Source organism: Ruminococcus sp. 1001713B170207_170306_F1, assembly GCF_015668065.1.
Lineage (GTDB): Bacteria > Bacillota > Clostridia > Lachnospirales > Lachnospiraceae > Blautia_A > Blautia_A faecis.
In genome coordinates this window covers 28,077-44,682 of sequence record NZ_JADPEX010000005.1, presented here as the reverse complement: position 1 = coordinate 44,682, position 16,606 = coordinate 28,077, and the positions used below count along the sequence as shown (strand labels likewise).

The following is a 16,606-nucleotide window of genomic DNA, read 5'->3' as shown; positions in this document are numbered from 1 at the left end:
TCGCGCCGCAATTCTCGGGTTTTCTGTGAACTTTGTTCACAAAAAACACCTCGCGGAACGTTACCAGCGAACAGTAATTGTTCATATTTTTTCAACTGTTTTCATTTTCCCACGCAAACAGTTAAAAAAGTTTCAAACGCAAAAAGAGTATTTCATTTTCTCTGATCTAAGAATTTGAAATACTCTTTTGCTTTTGAAAATTATATGTAACTAATTAGCTGCTGCATCTGCGCCTGCCTCTGTGGCAGTATCTGCTGCACTCTCTTCACTTCCCGCCATGATCTTACTCAGTTCTTCGATCATCTCGTCATCCTTCAGTCTGAATTTGACCTCAACACGACGGGAAGCCTCTTTATCTACATTTCCATCTGCATCCAGAATCGGATTCGCCATGGAATGTCCGTTTACAGTCAGGTAATCCTGCAGATTCAGGCTCTGGTCCTCAGTCAGAAACTCCCCCTGAATATCAAGAAGATACTGCGCCACTGCAAGTGAACGCTGCTGGGAAAGCTCCAGGTTATACGCATAATCACCATCTGTATCTGTATAACCGTCAATAATGATCTCAGCAAGATAATTCTTATAAGTATCCTCCATCAACACCTTACAGTAAATCGGAAGTACGTTTCGGAGTGCTTCCTTACCAGCATCTGTAAGCTCCGACTCATCAACATCAAACAATACACTGGCATCCAGTGTCAATGCACCAGTCTGGGAATCCAGATTTACATTGATATTATTTTTCTGGAATTCTTTTTGAAGTGCTTCCACAACTTCAGCCTTGACACCAATAATATTATCGATCTTTGTCTGCTGCTCACTAAGCTGCGTGGTCTTCTCATCCAGATCCGTCTGCTGCTGATTCAGAAGAGCCTGCTGCTCTTTTAACTTGGCTTCCTGCTCTGCCAGAGTCTGTGCCAGTGCAGTCAGCTTCTCATCTTTGGTCTTAATAGTTCCTTCCTGTTCTTCAATGGTATTCTGCTTGGCAAGAAGATCAGCCGTATACTCTGCCTGCAGAGCCAGCTTCTCATCTCTCTCCTGAATACTCTCGTCGTAGCTCTTCTGAGCCTGGAAAAGCGTCAATGACATGATCAGTATGAAAAGAAGCAGAACGCCAGCCATAACATCGGAATAAGAGCGCCATACATTAAAGCCTCCATCCCCTGATTTTCTTTTTTTGCGCATGTCTATCTCCTCTTATCTGAATAAGCCAAATTTTCCTTTCTGTGCCGCCTTGGAAAGCTCTTTCATGTTCTTGTTGATTTCCTCAAGAAGAGCCTGCTGTCCCTCATTCTGCTGAGCAATCAGATTGCCCAGCTTCTCTACAGAATCATTTCTTCCGCTTGCGATCAGAGATACATCTCTGGTATTCGCTGCAGTCACCTCACTGAGGAGCTTGCGGACCTGTTCCATTGTTTTATAGGAAAGTCTCTGATACTGGGCAAAATCCTCCATCTGGGCCGTAAACTGCTCTGCCATCTTGCTGTTTGCCTGAATCAGATCTGCACTTGCCTGACCTGTAGCCCCTACTCTCTCAATAGAAGAAGCTGCTGTTTCAACATATTTCTGCATTGCCTGGTTGCAGGCAACCCAGAACTTAGCTGCAGATTTCTCGGCATCCTTCAGATAATCCACAATATGCTGATAATCCTGCTGCTGCATCTTCTGGATCTCCTGATTCTCAGAAAGGATACGATTGGCAGTAGACATGTAGCGGGTCTGCATACCTCCCATCTCCCTTACCATATCTGTAATGGCTTTGTCCTGCTTGTCATAGGTCTCAGAAAGCTTCTGGCTCATAGTCTGGTACATGGCAGAAGTATAAGCTGTATTCTCTTTCTGTGCCTTTTTCAGCTGATCCAGTGCCACGTTGAAATCACGGAACTGCATATGGAAAGAATTGTTCATCTGTTTTAAAAATTCGTCCGATATTTCACGAATAGCATCCTCCTGACATCTGGTTACAGAAGAAACCAGCATATCCAGAGAATCATTCATCTTCTGGAAGGTAGGTGTGATAACCTTCTCAAAGCTGTCTGCCATCTGAACGGAAAACTGCTCTGCCATCTGTTTCATGGCGCTTGTCTGCAGCTTCTGGCTTGCAAGCAGCAGATTTCTGGACTCATTCTCCGCTGTAGGCATTACATAAGAATGAAACTTTTCAAGGAATCCCTGAAGCTCCTCTGTCATGGATGAATACTCTCCCTTCATCCCAAAGGTATAAATAATGGAAAAAGAGATACCATAAATAGAGGTAAGGAATGCTACTTTAATACCTTCCACCAGCGCTTCTACAGAAGAAGTCATGGCGCTGTAATCTGTAGGCTGGAAATCGCGAAGACCCCAGACAAGACCAAGGAAAGTACCTAAAATACCAAGACTGGTAAAGATATCCGGAACCATTTCCAGAAGCTTCTTATGAACATGGATATCCAGCTCATCTTCATTAATAAATTCCTCAATATCCCCAAGACCTTCTTTACTATTGTTAATGCTGTCTGTAAAGCTGTCCATCTTCTGATCCAGATATTTATCATCGAAGAGCTCGCCTAAATATGTAAGATTCCTGGGATCTGTCTTCCCAGGAGTCTTGAACATACTGTTCAGCTCCTCTACTGCTCTGTGGAATGCCGTACTCAGATTATTCATACGGAACATTCCACCAAACATTGCGATCAGATACAGGACTGCGATCACCGCCAGAAATACGAAATTGTAGATCGTAGATGATAAGTTCCCCCTGCCGGCAAATAAAGTCAAAGCAGTGGTTCCTGCAAGAACCGCAACAAACAATACAGAATGTGTGATTTTTTTCTTCATTGTCTGCCTCCCCATTTGTATTTTCACAAAATAGATATGCCGTCTGTCGACGGCATCACCATATATGAATGCCAACTACTCTGCGCTTATAGCATCTGCAGAGCTGTTTAAAAAATCATTCCCGCAATCTGAACGCCCCAGGGCTTTCATCGTAATAAATTGGTGCATTTTGTGAATTTTCCATTAATAATGGTACATTTTTTATCATAATATCACAATTTTCTAATAATAACAAGAAAAAACATACCCCTTGCCTAATGAAAAAACGTTTCCTGTTACTGCTCACGACCTTCACAGTAATCATTTCACACCTTTTTCATACAGCCAGGGGTATTATATCATATTTCATATTTTCAGGCGTAAACCTTATCTTCCTCCAGGAATCTGGCCTTACCATCCTTCACTTCTACCAGGTTAATGCTGCAGTTAGGAGGCACACATCCATGCCAGAAATGCTCAGGATCCTTGTACAGGTTCTGGAGAAGAGCCCGCACTGCACATCCATGGGAAGACACCAAAATCGTCTTGTCTGCCAGAGACGGATCTGAGGTTTTTTCAAGCCAGAATTCTCTGGTACGATCCAGGACATCCTGTATATTCTCTCCGTTTTCCGGACGCGGAAATTTCAGAGGATCCTTAAAAAACAGATCAAATTCTTTGCAGTTGGACTCCATAGTATTTCCAGTTCTCATAATGTGCCCTTCCAGAACCCCGAAATTAATTTCCTGAATCCTTTTATCCGGTATCACAGGAATATCACGGCCACCCAGAACCAACCGGGCAGTCTGTCTCGCACGGGTAAGAGGACTTGTAAAACAGATATCAAACTTTACATCCATCAAAGCCTCGCCTGTTCTTCTGGCAAGATCAATTCCCTCCTGAGCAAGAGGAATGTCTGCTGAACCCTGAGCCTTATGAAGGTGGTTCCAGGGCGTCAGACCGTGTCTTACAATATATAAAAGCATCAGCTTCTCAACTCGATTCCAAGTCCTTCCAGACCATTTAAAATTTTCTTCATTGCCGCAGAAATCTCGCTTTCTTCCAGAGTCTTGTCGTGATCACGGAATACAAGCGCATAAGCCATAGACTTGTAGCCACCCTTGATCTGGCTTCCTTCGTAGATATCAAACAGCTGATAACTCTCCAGGATCTTTCCGCCTCTCTGAGCAAGAATGTCCTCGATCTGACCTGCAAGCACCTGCTTCGGAACCAGCATACTGATGTCACGGGTTACCGCCGGATATTTTGCAATTCCGGTAAACTTGCGGTCAAAATTTGCAAATTCAAGAACGCTCTTGATATCGATCATTGCGATATATGCGCGCTCCCCAATTCCATAATTATCTGCAACCAGCGGATGTACCTCTCCAAGGTAACCTACAACGGTTCCCTCGTATACCATATCGGCCTGTCTTCCAGGATGAAGAAATGGTTTTTCGCTTGCCGGATCATACTCCATTTTCTTCTTCATACCGATTTTTTCGAAGAACTCCTCACAAACGCCCTTCATATCAAAGAAATCACCGTTTCCGTACATTCCAAGTGTAAACATGGTTCTTTCATCTGGAAGCTCGGTAAGTGGAAGTGCCTTCGGAAGATATACATTTCCAAGCTCATAAAGACGAACGTCTTTGTTTCTTCTGTTATAGTTAGTTGCCAGAGAAGAAAGCATTCCATTCAGTGTACTGGTACGCATAATGCTGTAGTCCTCACCAAGAGGATTGCTGATGGTGATCACCTGACGAAGTACATTATCTTCTGGAATTCTCAGTTTGTCAAATACCTTCGGGCTCTCAAATGAGTAAGTCATACCTTCTGAGAATCCGCAGTACTCTGCAATATCTCTTGCGATATTTTCAATGCGAAGCTTGAATGGCATTTTTCCTGTAGTAGCCTCACCGGATGGCAAAGTTGTAGGAATCTTGTCATATCCGTAGAAACGTGCAACTTCTTCTGCAACATCTGCCATGCAGTGGATATCCTGGCGGAAAGTCGGTGCTACGATTTCATTTGTCTCCTCATCATAGGTGAGTTCGATCTTTGCAAGATAGCCAAGCATCTCTTCTTTGGAAAGATTTGTTCCAAGAAGACCGTTGATACGATCTGGTTCAAATTTTACACGGGATGGCTCGCTGACCTTATTGCAGATATCAACCATACCGCCAACAACCTCACCGGCACCAAGCTCTTCCATCAGCTGGCAGGCTCTGTCGATTGCAGCCTTTGCATTATTCGGGTCAAGACCTTTCTCAAACTTACCGGAAGCATCTGTACGAAGTCCGATTCTCTTGGAAGAAAGTCTGATGTTTGTTCCATCAAAGCAGGCTGCCTCAAACAGAACTGTGTGTACGTCATCTGTGATCATGGAGTTCTCGCCACCCATAATACCAGCGATTCCAACAGGTTTCTCACCATCGCAGATCATCAGGACGTTCTCGTCCATAATACGTTCCTGTCCATCCAGTGTGACAAATTTCTCATCTTTACTTGCACAGCGTACAACAATTTCATGTTTTGCAATCGTATCGAGATCGTAAGCATGCATTGGCTGTCCAAACTCTTCCATTACATAGTTGGTGATATCTACCAGATTGTTGATCGGGCGGATTCCATTGGAAGCCAGGCAGCGCTGCATCCATTTCGGAGATGGTCCGATCTTAACATTTTTTACAACTCTTGCACAGTAACGTGGGCAAAGCTCCGGTTTCTCTACAGTTACCTTTACGTAATCAGAAGCTTTTTCAGCATTTCCTGTCTCTTTAACTTCCGGAGGGTAAAATTTCTTACCAAAAGTAGCTGCTGCTTCTCTTGCAATTCCAAGAACACCATAACAGTCAACACGGTTGGACGTAATCTCATATTCAAATACAACGTCATCAAGTCCAAGAGCCTTAATAGCGCTCTCACCTACAACTGCATTTTCCGGGAATATATAAATTCCATATTCCGGGGCTTCCGGATACATATCCCGGTTGCTTCCCAGCTCTTCGATGGAGCACATCATGCCGTTGGACGGTACTCCGCGAAGTTTTCCGGCTTTGATCCTGATTCCGCCAGAAGTCATTTTTCCATCATGTCCTCCTGCTACACGACCTCCGTCAAGAACAACCGGAACCTTGTCTCCCTCTTTTACGTTTGGAGCACCCGTAACGATCTGGATCACCTCAGATCCGATATTCACCTGGCAGATGATCAGCTTATCTGCATCCGGATGTTTCTCAATTTTCTCAATCTGTCCGATTACAATCTTTTCAAGGTCAGCATCAAGCCTGGTGAAGCCTTCTACCTTTGTACCTGACAATGTCATTGCATCTGTATATTCCTGTGCGGTTACGTCAAGATCCGGCACATACATTTTCATCCAAGATAATGAAGTATTCATTTATTTAATCCTCTTCTCACTCTAATATTTATATTATGAAAGGTAACTGCTCAGTACTTTCACAGTTACACGCTTCGCGATGCCCAGAAATCAGAACTGCTTCAGGAAACGGATGTCGTTCTCATAAAGCAGACGCATATCATCAATCTCATATTTCAGAAGCGCAATACGCTCAAGACCTACGCCGAATGCAAAACCAGTGTACTCCTCCGGATCAATTCCACACATGCGAAGTACATTGGGATGAACTGTTCCACAGCCAAGGATTTCAATCCAGCCGGATCCTTTACAGAAACGGCAGCCTTTTCCGCCGCATTTGAAGCAGGAAACATCAACCTCTGCACTTGGCTCTGTAAACGGGAAGTGATGTGGTCTGAATTTTGTTTTGGTTTCTGGTCCGAAAAGTTCTTTTGCAAATACTTCAAGAGTTCCTTTCAGGTCTGCGAACGTAATATTTTTATCTATTACAAGGCCCTCAATCTGATGGAAGGATGGAGAATGAGTTGCATCTACTTCATCCGAACGGAATACTCTTCCAGGTGCGATCATACGGATCGGCAGCTTTCCTTTTTCCATAGCACGTGCCTGAACCGGAGATGTCTGGGAACGAAGAAGTATGGAATCATTGATAAAGAAAGTATCCTGCTCGTCTCTTGCCGGATGATTCTCCGGAATATTCAGCTTGGTAAAGTTGTAATCTGCATATTCAACTTCCGGACCTTCTACAACTTCATAGCCCATTCCAATAAAAATGCGCTCAACCTCTTCCAACGCAATGCTGTTGGGATGACGATGACCGATTCTGGATTTCTTTGCAGGTAGGGTAACATCGATTACTTCTGCTTTCATCTTCTCTTCTCTGACTGCTTCTTCCAGTTTCTGTCTGGACTCTTCAAGAAGACCTTCGATCTTAGCTCTGGTCTCGTTTACAAGCTGGCCAATCTTCGGTCTCTCCTCCGGGGAAACGTCCTTCATTCCCTTTAAGATTGCGGTAAGCTCTCCTTTTTTTCCAAGATATGCCACACGCACATCATTTAATTTATCCAGGCCTTCGGATTCTTCAATCCGTACTCTGGCGTTCTCAGCCAGTTCCTGAAGTCTTTCTTTCATATCCATGGTTCATTTCTCCTTTATTTTTATAATCTGCCAGGTGCGGGAGGGAAAGAAAGGGAAGAAAATATCTACATAGCAGATTTTTTCTTTCGTAAAAGCGGATTGTTCCGCGCTCGCGCGCTCCAAGGACTTTACAATGCGAAAAACCCGCTTTGCGTATTTCCTACATTTTCGCGGCAGTCACCAAGTTCTCACCCAAGCGTGGACTTTGACTCTTGCTCGTGAAAATAAAAAAGCTCCGTCCCCAACAAAAGGGACGAAGCATATTCCGCGGTACCACCCTGATTCCTGTATATACAGGCTCTCCCGCCGCTTAACGCGCAGCTTCACGTCGCTTCCTACTGGAAATTTCAGAAACGCGGCTCCGGTGCGAAACTCAGAAACTATCTGAACTTAAGGAAGCTTACAGCCGGTGGCTTCCTCTCTCTGAAAGAAAATAATTTCCTATAAACACCTTCCTGGCTTTTTCTCTTTTATAACTATGCCACATCAGAGTGAATCTGTCAAGAGGTTAATTTATCTGTTGCTCTTCCTTCTTTTTCTCAGCTGAAACTTTCATCTCAGTCTTTTTCTTTCTTCCATTCTCTTTTTCCAGATATTTTGTCTTCTCTTTATTAAGCTCTTTTTCCGCCTCATCACGCTCGCGGCTGAGTATTTCCCTCATGGATGCCTGGGCCATTCTGAACTGTTTTTCAAAGTAAGCGTTGATCTCTGCTCCATACAGCAGCAGATTCATACAGATATACAGCCACAGCATCACCATGATCAACGCAGTCAGGCTTCCATACATATTGCTGAAGCCTGGAAACATGTCAAAATAAATAGAAAAGAAATAGGAAAACAGGGACCACCCTGCTGCAATCAGAAGAGCTCCCGGCACCTGACTTTTAAAAGTAGCTTTACGGTTTGGAAGCATTTTATACAAAATCAGAAAGATCAGAAACAGTCCGGCAAATACAAGCGCCGTCCTGGCTCCAATGATCTTTCCGATAATTCTCCCAAGGAATGGAACGTACTTTCCTGCCATAATCTGAATCTGATTTCCAAGAACCAGAAGCAGAAGACTTGCAATAATTGCAATGCTGAACAGAAATGTATAAACAACTGCATACATTCTGGTAATCAGCCAGTTACGGGTCTCATGGACGTGATAAATGCTATTCAGTCCGTTCGTAAGGGATTGCATGGCTTTTCCTGCTGACCACAATGCCATGATAGCAGAAATCGGAACTACCGCCGTGCTTCTGCCATATACTTCTGATACAATGGTAAGCACAAAATTCTGTATATTGTGAGGCACAAATGCCCGGATGGTTTCGCTGACCATATTGTATGTTAAAGGTGTATATCGAATTATAGTCGTGAGAAACAGAATAAACGGAATAAAAGACATAATCAGGAAATATGCTGCCTGTGCCGCATAAGCTCCCACATGGTCTCCATTTGCTCTGGCCATAAAGCCGAGCAGGAGCTGGAGAACGCTCTGTTTTTCTTTCTTCTTATCCATATGATTGCTCCTGTTACATTTTCGTAATCATTTTTTGTATCATATCACGAAACATGCTTTCTGTCTACTTTTTCCTGGTGTTACTGTTCTTTCCATGACCAGTAACGGTTACGGTTCACTCCGTTCACAGTAACACGCTTCGCGATGCGCAGAAAGGCGAGCCTTCTTGTGGCAAGCACAAGAAGCAGCGTTTGCTGCGCAAACTTAATTCTCGGGTTTTCTATGAACTTTGTTTACAAAAACACCTTGCAAAATGTCACGCTTCCTGCTTTGACAGGTTATTTCCCACCTCTTCCAACGTAATATCCTTAAAAAAATACTCCAGAATTTCCTGCCAGCCATAACCTTCCCTGGCCATTTCATTTGCCCCGTTCTGGCTCATTCCCACACCGTGGCCATACCCTTTTCCCTGAATCTGTACTACCTTACCGGATTTCACGTTCAGTTCAAAATAGGCACTTGGCAGAAGATTACTGCCGTTCACAATACTTCCATCTTTTTCTGTAATCAAACAACCTGCCGGGGAAAGAAATTGCCGTATTTCATATTCGCCTTCCAGCTGTATACTTTTATTTTCCGTCACAATTTCCATTCCCGTAACTGCACCACTGATATTCTTTTTAATAACCTGAAGCCCTATAAATTCCCCGCTGCCTTCCAGATTTCCCGATCGTTTCTCCAAAGTTTCCCAGGGAATTTCCACGCTCCAGCTGCTCCATGGCATATTCTGGTCAAAATCACATTCTACACTTTTCAGATAAGCTGCTGACCTGTCTGCTCCCCATATCTCATCTGTGCTTGTCCTGCCTGCTGATGTAGAAAAATAATAAGCCGTGATCGGTTCTCCATTCTGGCATAGGATCTGACCTTTTGTATCCTGTACTGCTTTATTTGTTCTTTTATCTGCCCCAAAATTGTTGTAAACCTGATAATTCACGCTGTCATCTACATCCGCCCCATATTTTTCCAGACTGTTTTCCTGTATCTGGCAAACTGCATAGGTTCTGGCACATACTGCCTGGGCCATCAATGCCTGTTCTTCATAGGATGCAGGCATTTCACTTGGGACTACAGCTTCCAGATAAGCTTCCAGGGACAATTCATTAATAATCAGCAGCCCCTGCGCTGTCTTTTTAATTTCCAGAGTTCCATAATAAACAGGAGGATTCTGAGCTCTTTCAATAGAGGGAATCGCAATGCCATCAGTTCCCCCGTCCAGAAGCAGACTATCATTCTGGAGCTCCTGTGAATCCGGGGTGTAGGTATGTTCTTTTCCTTTTTGTTCTATGGTTACTGACTGGTGATAACAGGATTGCCAGGACGAGTCTGTAAGCAGAACGCGAATGGAAGGCTCTCGTTGTTGCACCTTGTTTTCGTCAGTTTCCTTTTTCTTTTCTTTCTGCTCCCTTTTGGCACTTTCTTCACTCCTCTTGTTCATTTCTGCGGCTTTTCCAAACAAAAGCAGCCAGCCCAGCAGTACAATCAGAAAATAATTCAATCCATAAAAAAATCTGGTCTTCTTCATACAAAAGTATATGAAGAAAACCAGACAAAAATATCTGTATTGTAATTATTTTCTTACGTCAAATTTATATGCGGTAAAAGACTGATACTTCTCACCAGCTTCAAGTACTGGTGAATGGAATGCTTCCACATTTACTGCATTTGGTTCAACCTGTGTCTCAAGGCAGAAGCCTTCACGCTTGTTGTAAACATGTCCATTCTTACCCTTCTCATCAATAACAAAATTACCGGCATAGAACTGCACACATGGACAATCCGAAATCACATCCATCGTAATACCAGAGGTCTCATTGTAAGCAACTGCAACCGTTCTCCGACTGCCTTTCGCGTAATTGTCAGTCACATAATTGTGGTCATATCCGCCAGTGTACTTCAGCTGCTGGAAGTCTGCCTCGATTTCCTGGCCAATCTTTTTCGCCTTATTAAAATCCATAGGAGTACCCTCTACTGCTGCATATTCGCCTGTAGGAATAGAGAACTCATCCACCGGATTATAATCTCTGGCATGGATCGTAAGATATGTATCAAGAACCTTGCCGCTTCCCTCCCCTGTAAGGTTGAAGTAGGAATGGTTGGTCATATTTGCCAGTGTCGCCTTGTCACTGATTCCGCTATAGTAAATCTGCAGGGTATTGTCCTCTGTAAATTCATATGTAACAGACACCTGGAATTCTCCCGGGAATCCATTCTCGCCATCCGGGCTGATTCTGGAAAAAGTAATGGCATTTTTGTCAGAATCTGTATTCTTAACAGTCCAAATCTTCTTCTCGAAGCCATTGGGGCCGCTGTGAAGATTATTGTCATTCTCATTCTTGTCAAGCTGGTATTCCTGTCCATAAAGGGAAAATCTGGCACCTGCGATACGGTTTCCGCTTCTTCCTATGATCGCACCAAAGAAGCAGCCATTTACTTCGTACTGCTGAACGTCGTCATAACCAAGCACTACATCTGTAAGCTCCCCATCTTTGTCCGGAACGCAAAGCTTCACAAGAATGGCACCGTAATCCATCACTTCTGCATATGCACCGGATTTATTCTCCAGATGGTATAAAGTAATCTCTTCCCCAGAGGTTAAGTTTCCAAATTTCTTTGCTGTAACACCCATATTACCTGCCTCCCTGTTCTAAAAAATCCCAGAATGCCGTTCCCTTTCTTTTGACGCCTAGCTAACCGCTAGGTGGGTATCCTCAACAGGACTTCTGCCTACCACAACGAGAGGTCTGACATCCGCACTGCGATATTGGATTCCCTTGATGTCAATGTAGGTTCAAAAATAAAAGGGGCCTCGCACATCCCAGGATTCATTTTTCTAAAAATAATTATACTCTAGTATATACTGTTTTTCAACAGAAAATGCACAAATTCTTTTTACTGATTTTTAACTGATTTTTAGAATCTCTTTCACAGTTGCAGGCATATCTTCTGCTTCTACTACCCGGTCATGAAGTACTGGTGCAGTACGGATATCGTTGACTGCCTTCGGAACTGCCACCCCGGAAAGCTTCTCAAGTGCGTCTGCAAGCCCGAAATCATCCAGATTCTCATGTCCCTCGGAGATTGCATCCATAACACTTCTGGTAAACTTGTATGGACTTGCTGTAGAAGCAATAACTGCCGGAATCTTATCTCCGGTATCTTTCACATATTTTTTGTATACGCCAGCAGCAACTGCAGTATGTGTATCAATCACATAATCACTTGTCTTATATACTTCGCGGATAGCTTCCTTCGTCTCTTCTTCGGAACAGTAGTTTCCATAGAAATCCTTCAGCTGGGCTTTCATCTCAGGTGTAATAGTGTATTCACCACCCTTGGAAAGATTTTCCATAAGTTTTGCACACTCCTCAGGATTTCCGCCTGCAATGCGATAGATCAGGCGCTCCAGATTGCTGGAAATCAAAATATCCATAGATGGAGAACTGGTAAGGATAAAGTCTCTCTTTCTATTGTATGTACCTGTGGAGAAGAAATCAAACAGAACCTTGTTCTCATTAGAAGCACAAATCAGCTTGTTCACCGGAAGTCCCATCTGTTTTGCATAAAATGCTGCCAGAATGTTTCCAAAATTTCCTGTAGGAACTACTATATTGATCTCCTGTCCGGCTTCGATCTTGTTCTGGCGCACCAGCGCAGCATATGCATATACATAATAAACGATCTGGGGAACAAGACGTCCAATGTTAATGGAGTTTGCAGAAGAGAACTGGAATCCAGCCTGGGAAAGCTCTGCTGCCAGTTCTTTATCATTGAACATTTTCTTTACAGCTGTCTGGGCATCGTCAAAATTACCTGTGATACCCACAACGTAAGTATTGGCACCTTTCTGGGTTACCATCTGCTTCTCCTGGATCGGGCTTACGCCATGTTTCGGATAGAATACAATAATCCTGGTTCCCGGAACATCGGCAAAACCTGCAAGTGCTGCTTTTCCAGTATCTCCGGAGGTCGCAGTCAGGATAACGATTTCATTTTTTACATTATTCTTTCTTGCTGCAGTCGTCATAAGATATGGCAAAATGGAAAGTGCCATGTCTTTAAATGCAATTGTAGGACCATGGAAAAGTTCCAGATAATATGCCCCGTCAGCTTCCTTAAGAGGTGCGATCACATCTGTGTCAAACTTCTTGTCATATGCTCGGTTGATACAAGTGCGCAGCTCTTCTTCTGTAAAGTCAGTAAGAAGGCGGCTCATTACCTGATAAGCAGTTTCCTGATAAGTCATTCTGGAAAGTTCATCCATAGAAACATCAAGTGCCGGAATCTGTGTTGGTACAAACAGTCCTCCATCTTCAGAAAGTCCCTTTAAAATAGCCTGGGAAGCGGTTACCGGTTCTCCTTTTCCTCTGGTGCTCTGGTACATTACCTGCATTTGTTATTCCTGCCTTTCGCTTATTGTTATGAGGTACACATTCCGGAATCTGTAACCTTCCGACAGTCATCCTCTCTTTGTTATCATGTTTTAACTTTACAGGTATTATACATACTTCACCGTGCTAAATCAACACCCAATTTGAAAAAGCCACCTGGAATTGTAATTTCCTGGCGGCTTATATCTCTTTATTACAGAATGTTACTGTTATTAAAATATTATTTTTTCACCATCTGAACAACATTTGTGTCATCTTCTGAGGTTTCATTCTCAGTGTTCTGTGACTTAGCTTCATCCGGGTAGGTGTAAAACTCGTGAACACCATATTTAAATAATTTTTTTAAATCCTTATCAAACCAGGACACGTTCTTTTTGTCCGCAGCAGAACGCTGAACAAAGAACAGAGCTCCTTCTGAATAGTCAGTTCCCTCTAATGCCTGTTTCACAGCTTCCCTGGTCTCATCTGTTACCGTTACTTCATAAAACTTACCATCGTAAACAGGTGAAAACTGAGGAATTCCATTTCTCTGATCCAGAATAACACCTGTAATGGTATCTGGAAATTCCTCATGGGAAAGGCGGTTCATAATTACATTTGCGATTAGTACACGACCTTTAATGTCCTCTGTACCCGCCTCTGCCTCTACTATATGAAGCAGGTTATCATAATCTGCGTCCGACATGATCTTCGGATTTGCAGACATGGATACTGCAGCTGCATCAAAGCTCGCAACTGTATCAGCCATAGAGTCCCCTACATTCAGCTCATCCACGTTTCCTTTTATCTGCTTCACGCGCTGGCCTACCATGACTCTCTCGCATGAAGTTCCAATTCTTGTTACAGATGTTCCTGCTGAAGGAGTATCTGCAACACTGGTTACCATACCGGCAATTCCGGTAGGCAGATCATACTCTACACTTCCAAGGTCAGTCCAGGCATCCGCGGATCTATTCTCTTTGTCCGAAGCTGCATATACCTGGCTCCGTGGACCAAACTCCGCCACCTTCGTTCCAACTGCCAAAATCATTGCCAACGTGGCGCAGGCGCTAAGAGCTACAAAATTATGTACAAGAGCATTTCCATTCTTTTTTTTCTGGGCATCGCTCTTGCAAGTTGTTACATGTTGTAAACTTTTTTTTAATTTCATATTCTTCTTTCCTTGCACTTCTGTTATGTTTTGATTTCTTTTATTATTTATTCTGTAACATTTCTGTAATTTATAGGAAAATTATATTTAATAAACTCCAAAATGTCAAGTTTTTTTTGCTTTCTATAGCTTTTTTCTCTAAAAACAGGTAAAAAAAGAAAGGCAACAAGAAAGAAATAGGATGATTCATTCAAAAATCATGTAATATTTTTGATAAATTTACCCTGTTTCTATTTGTCCCCTTTTATTCTTAGGTATGGTTATTTCTCCCCTTCTTATGGATTTTATTATAGCTTTTCTTTTTCTGTTCGTCAAACCTTTTTTATCGCCGAATTCTGACAAAAAGCGCCGTTACCTTTCAAAGCAGCAAACCACCGCACAGTCTTTTTTATGAACTGATTTGCGGTGGTTTGTCTTTTTGTTATCAAATATGCTTCTTATTATAAATAAGGTTTAAACAAATCTCTCAGCGGTTATTAATTGCTGTTACAAGTGCATCAATGGAAGCACGGATAATATCCGGGTCTACGCCTGCTCCCCACGCCATAGTTCCGTCAGGTTTCTTGATTCCAACATATGCTATAGCCTTAGAACTGGAGCTGCGCTCTAACGCATGTTCCTGGTATACTTCCAGAGAATACTTCAATTCGTATGCTTTCTTCAGGGCATTGCTCACTGCGTCAAGACGTCCATTTCCTACAGCCTCTGTGGTAATTGTTTTTCCATTAAATGTGGAGGTTACCTTTGTTGTAATTCCCTCGCTCGTCTGCTGGAAATGCACTTCATTAATGCTGTACGGCTGTCCCACATTCTCAAAAGTCTTTTTGAACAGATCAAAGATTTCATCTGGATGAAGCTCTTTATGAAGGTGATCAGAAACACCCTTGGCTGCGTAACCCATTGCCTCACGCATTTTTGGCGGAAGGTTCAGACCGTATTTTGTTTCCAGAATGTAGCCTACGCCGCCTTTGCCAGACTGGCTGTTGATACGGATAACATCTGCATCATAATTACGTCCAACATCTGTGGGATCAATTGGCAGATACGGAACTGTCCAGCGGTTCGGATCTTTTTCCTCGATCCAGCGCATACCTTTGGCAATTGCATCCTGATGGGAACCAGAAAATGCTGCAAAAACAAGTGCTCCACTGTATGGACTTCTCTCTCCAACTGTCATTCCCGTGCAACGCTCATACACCTCGCAGATGTGAGGCATATCGGAGAAGTCAAGCTTCGGATCTACTCCCTGGGAATACATGTTCATTCCAAGTGTTACAATATCAACATTACCAGTACGCTCTCCGTTTCCAAAAAGAGTTCCCTCGATGCGGTCTGCTCCGGCAAGAATTCCCATTTCAGAATCTGCCACACCACAACCTCTGTCATTGTGAGGATGTAAGGATACGATTACATTTTCACGGTGAAGCATATGCTTGCACATATACTCAACCTGACTTGCATATACATGCGGCATGGAATGCTCCACTGTTACCGGAAGGTTGATGATACATTTATTGTCCGGAGTTGGCTGCCATACATCGATAACTGCATTGCAGACCTCAAGGGCATATTCCGGCTCAGTTCCTGTAAAGCTCTCCGGACTATACTCAAACTGGAAGTTTCCTTCTGTCTGTTCAGCCAGTTCTTTTAATAATTTCGCACCTTCTACGGCAATCTTTAAAATCTCTTCTTTGGATTTCTTAAATACCTGTTCACGCTGTGCAACAGATGTGGAATTGTATACGTGAACAATAGCTTTAGGCGCACCTTTTACGGCTTCAAAGGTTTTACGGATAATATGCTCTCTTGCCTGAGTCAGTACCTGGATCGTAACATCTTTAGGAATCAGTTTGCGATCGATCAGGGTACGAAGGAACGTATACTCTGTCTCGGAAGCAGCTGGAAATCCTACTTCAATCTCTTTAAACCCAATCTGTACAAGAAGTTTGAAAAACTCAACCTTCTGTTCCAGGCTCATTGGGATGACAAGTGCCTGGTTTCCGTCACGAAGGTCTACAGAACACCATGCAGGTGCCTTGTCAATATAGTCCTTTTTTGCCCAGTCCATACAGATTTCTGGTGGAAGATAATACTGTTTTTTGTATTTGCTTACATTCATCATTTTTTATTCCTCCATATTGTAAATTTAATTTTTCTCTTTTCTGTGACGGAAGGATTCTTTGTCTGCTGGGTCAGAGCTCAGTCTGATAAAGCAGCTTTATGTGGTATTAAATTCCAATGGA

General features: G+C 43.1%; 11 protein-coding genes, 1 other RNA gene and 1 other annotated feature. All 12 genes read right to left on the bottom strand.

Annotated features, from left to right (window positions below; all coding sequences use genetic code 11):
* Positions 1 to 210: 210 nt before the first annotated feature.
* The 12 genes from I4V84_RS04875 to I4V84_RS04820 all read right to left on the bottom strand — a co-directional run bounded on the left by I4V84_RS04875 (position 211) and on the right by I4V84_RS04820 (position 16,485).
* Positions 211 to 1,185 (bottom strand): OmpA family protein, encoded by a 975-nt coding sequence (locus I4V84_RS04875; protein ID WP_173715521.1) that lies wholly within the window; start codon positions 1,183 to 1,185, stop codon positions 211 to 213.
* A 12-nt stretch (positions 1,186 to 1,197) separates the two neighbouring features.
* A complete protein-coding gene (locus I4V84_RS04870; RefSeq protein WP_173715520.1) occupies positions 1,198 to 2,820 on the bottom strand; it encodes a MotA/TolQ/ExbB proton channel family protein in 1,623 nt (540 codons plus the stop codon).
* A 353-nt stretch (positions 2,821 to 3,173) separates the two neighbouring features.
* Entirely contained in the window at positions 3,174 to 3,785 is a 612-nt protein-coding gene (locus I4V84_RS04865) for a histidine phosphatase family protein (protein ID WP_195409948.1), read from the bottom strand.
* Positions 3,785 to 6,202 carry a phenylalanine--tRNA ligase subunit beta gene (gene pheT / locus I4V84_RS04860; RefSeq protein WP_195699322.1) on the bottom strand — a complete coding sequence of 806 codons (2,418 nt, stop codon included), beginning with the start codon at positions 6,200 to 6,202 and terminating at the stop codon, positions 3,785 to 3,787. Before pheT ends, I4V84_RS04865 begins: the two co-directional genes overlap by 1 nt.
* 90 nt (positions 6,203 to 6,292) lie before the next feature.
* The gene (pheS, locus tag I4V84_RS04855) at positions 6,293 to 7,312 is read right to left on the bottom strand and encodes a phenylalanine--tRNA ligase subunit alpha (protein ID WP_195699411.1); all 1,020 of its coding nucleotides are present in this window, start codon (positions 7,310 to 7,312) and stop codon (positions 6,293 to 6,295) included.
* Between the two features lie 252 nt (positions 7,313 to 7,564).
* Positions 7,565 to 7,784, bottom strand: a binding site (T-box leader).
* Between the two features lie 42 nt (positions 7,785 to 7,826).
* Positions 7,827 to 8,822: a YhjD/YihY/BrkB family envelope integrity protein gene (locus tag I4V84_RS04850; protein ID WP_195699321.1), complete on the bottom strand. Its 996-nt coding sequence runs from the start codon at positions 8,820 to 8,822 to the stop codon at positions 7,827 to 7,829.
* A gap of 256 nt (positions 8,823 to 9,078) precedes the next feature.
* A complete protein-coding gene (locus I4V84_RS04845; protein WP_243284027.1) occupies positions 9,079 to 10,347 on the bottom strand; it encodes a SpoIID/LytB domain-containing protein in 1,269 nt (422 codons plus the stop codon).
* Positions 10,348 to 10,392: 45 nt separating this feature from the next.
* Positions 10,393 to 11,451, bottom strand: coding sequence for an aldose epimerase family protein (locus I4V84_RS04840; protein WP_118578461.1), 1,059 nt, complete (start codon positions 11,449 to 11,451; stop codon positions 10,393 to 10,395).
* A gap of 21 nt (positions 11,452 to 11,472) precedes the next feature.
* Positions 11,473 to 11,650, bottom strand: a non-coding RNA gene (gene ssrS / locus I4V84_RS04835) — 6S RNA.
* Between the two features lie 74 nt (positions 11,651 to 11,724).
* Complete coding sequence (thrC, locus tag I4V84_RS04830) at positions 11,725 to 13,215, bottom strand: threonine synthase (protein ID WP_195699319.1); 1,491 nt, start codon at positions 13,213 to 13,215, stop codon at positions 11,725 to 11,727.
* A gap of 218 nt (positions 13,216 to 13,433) precedes the next feature.
* Positions 13,434 to 14,363, bottom strand: a complete 930-nt coding sequence (locus tag I4V84_RS04825; RefSeq protein ID WP_195699318.1) for a cell wall hydrolase — start codon at positions 14,361 to 14,363, stop codon at positions 13,434 to 13,436.
* A 466-nt stretch (positions 14,364 to 14,829) separates the two neighbouring features.
* A complete protein-coding gene (locus tag I4V84_RS04820) occupies positions 14,830 to 16,485 on the bottom strand; it encodes a 2-isopropylmalate synthase (protein WP_195699317.1) in 1,656 nt (551 codons plus the stop codon).
* Positions 16,486 to 16,606 lie beyond the last annotated feature (121 nt).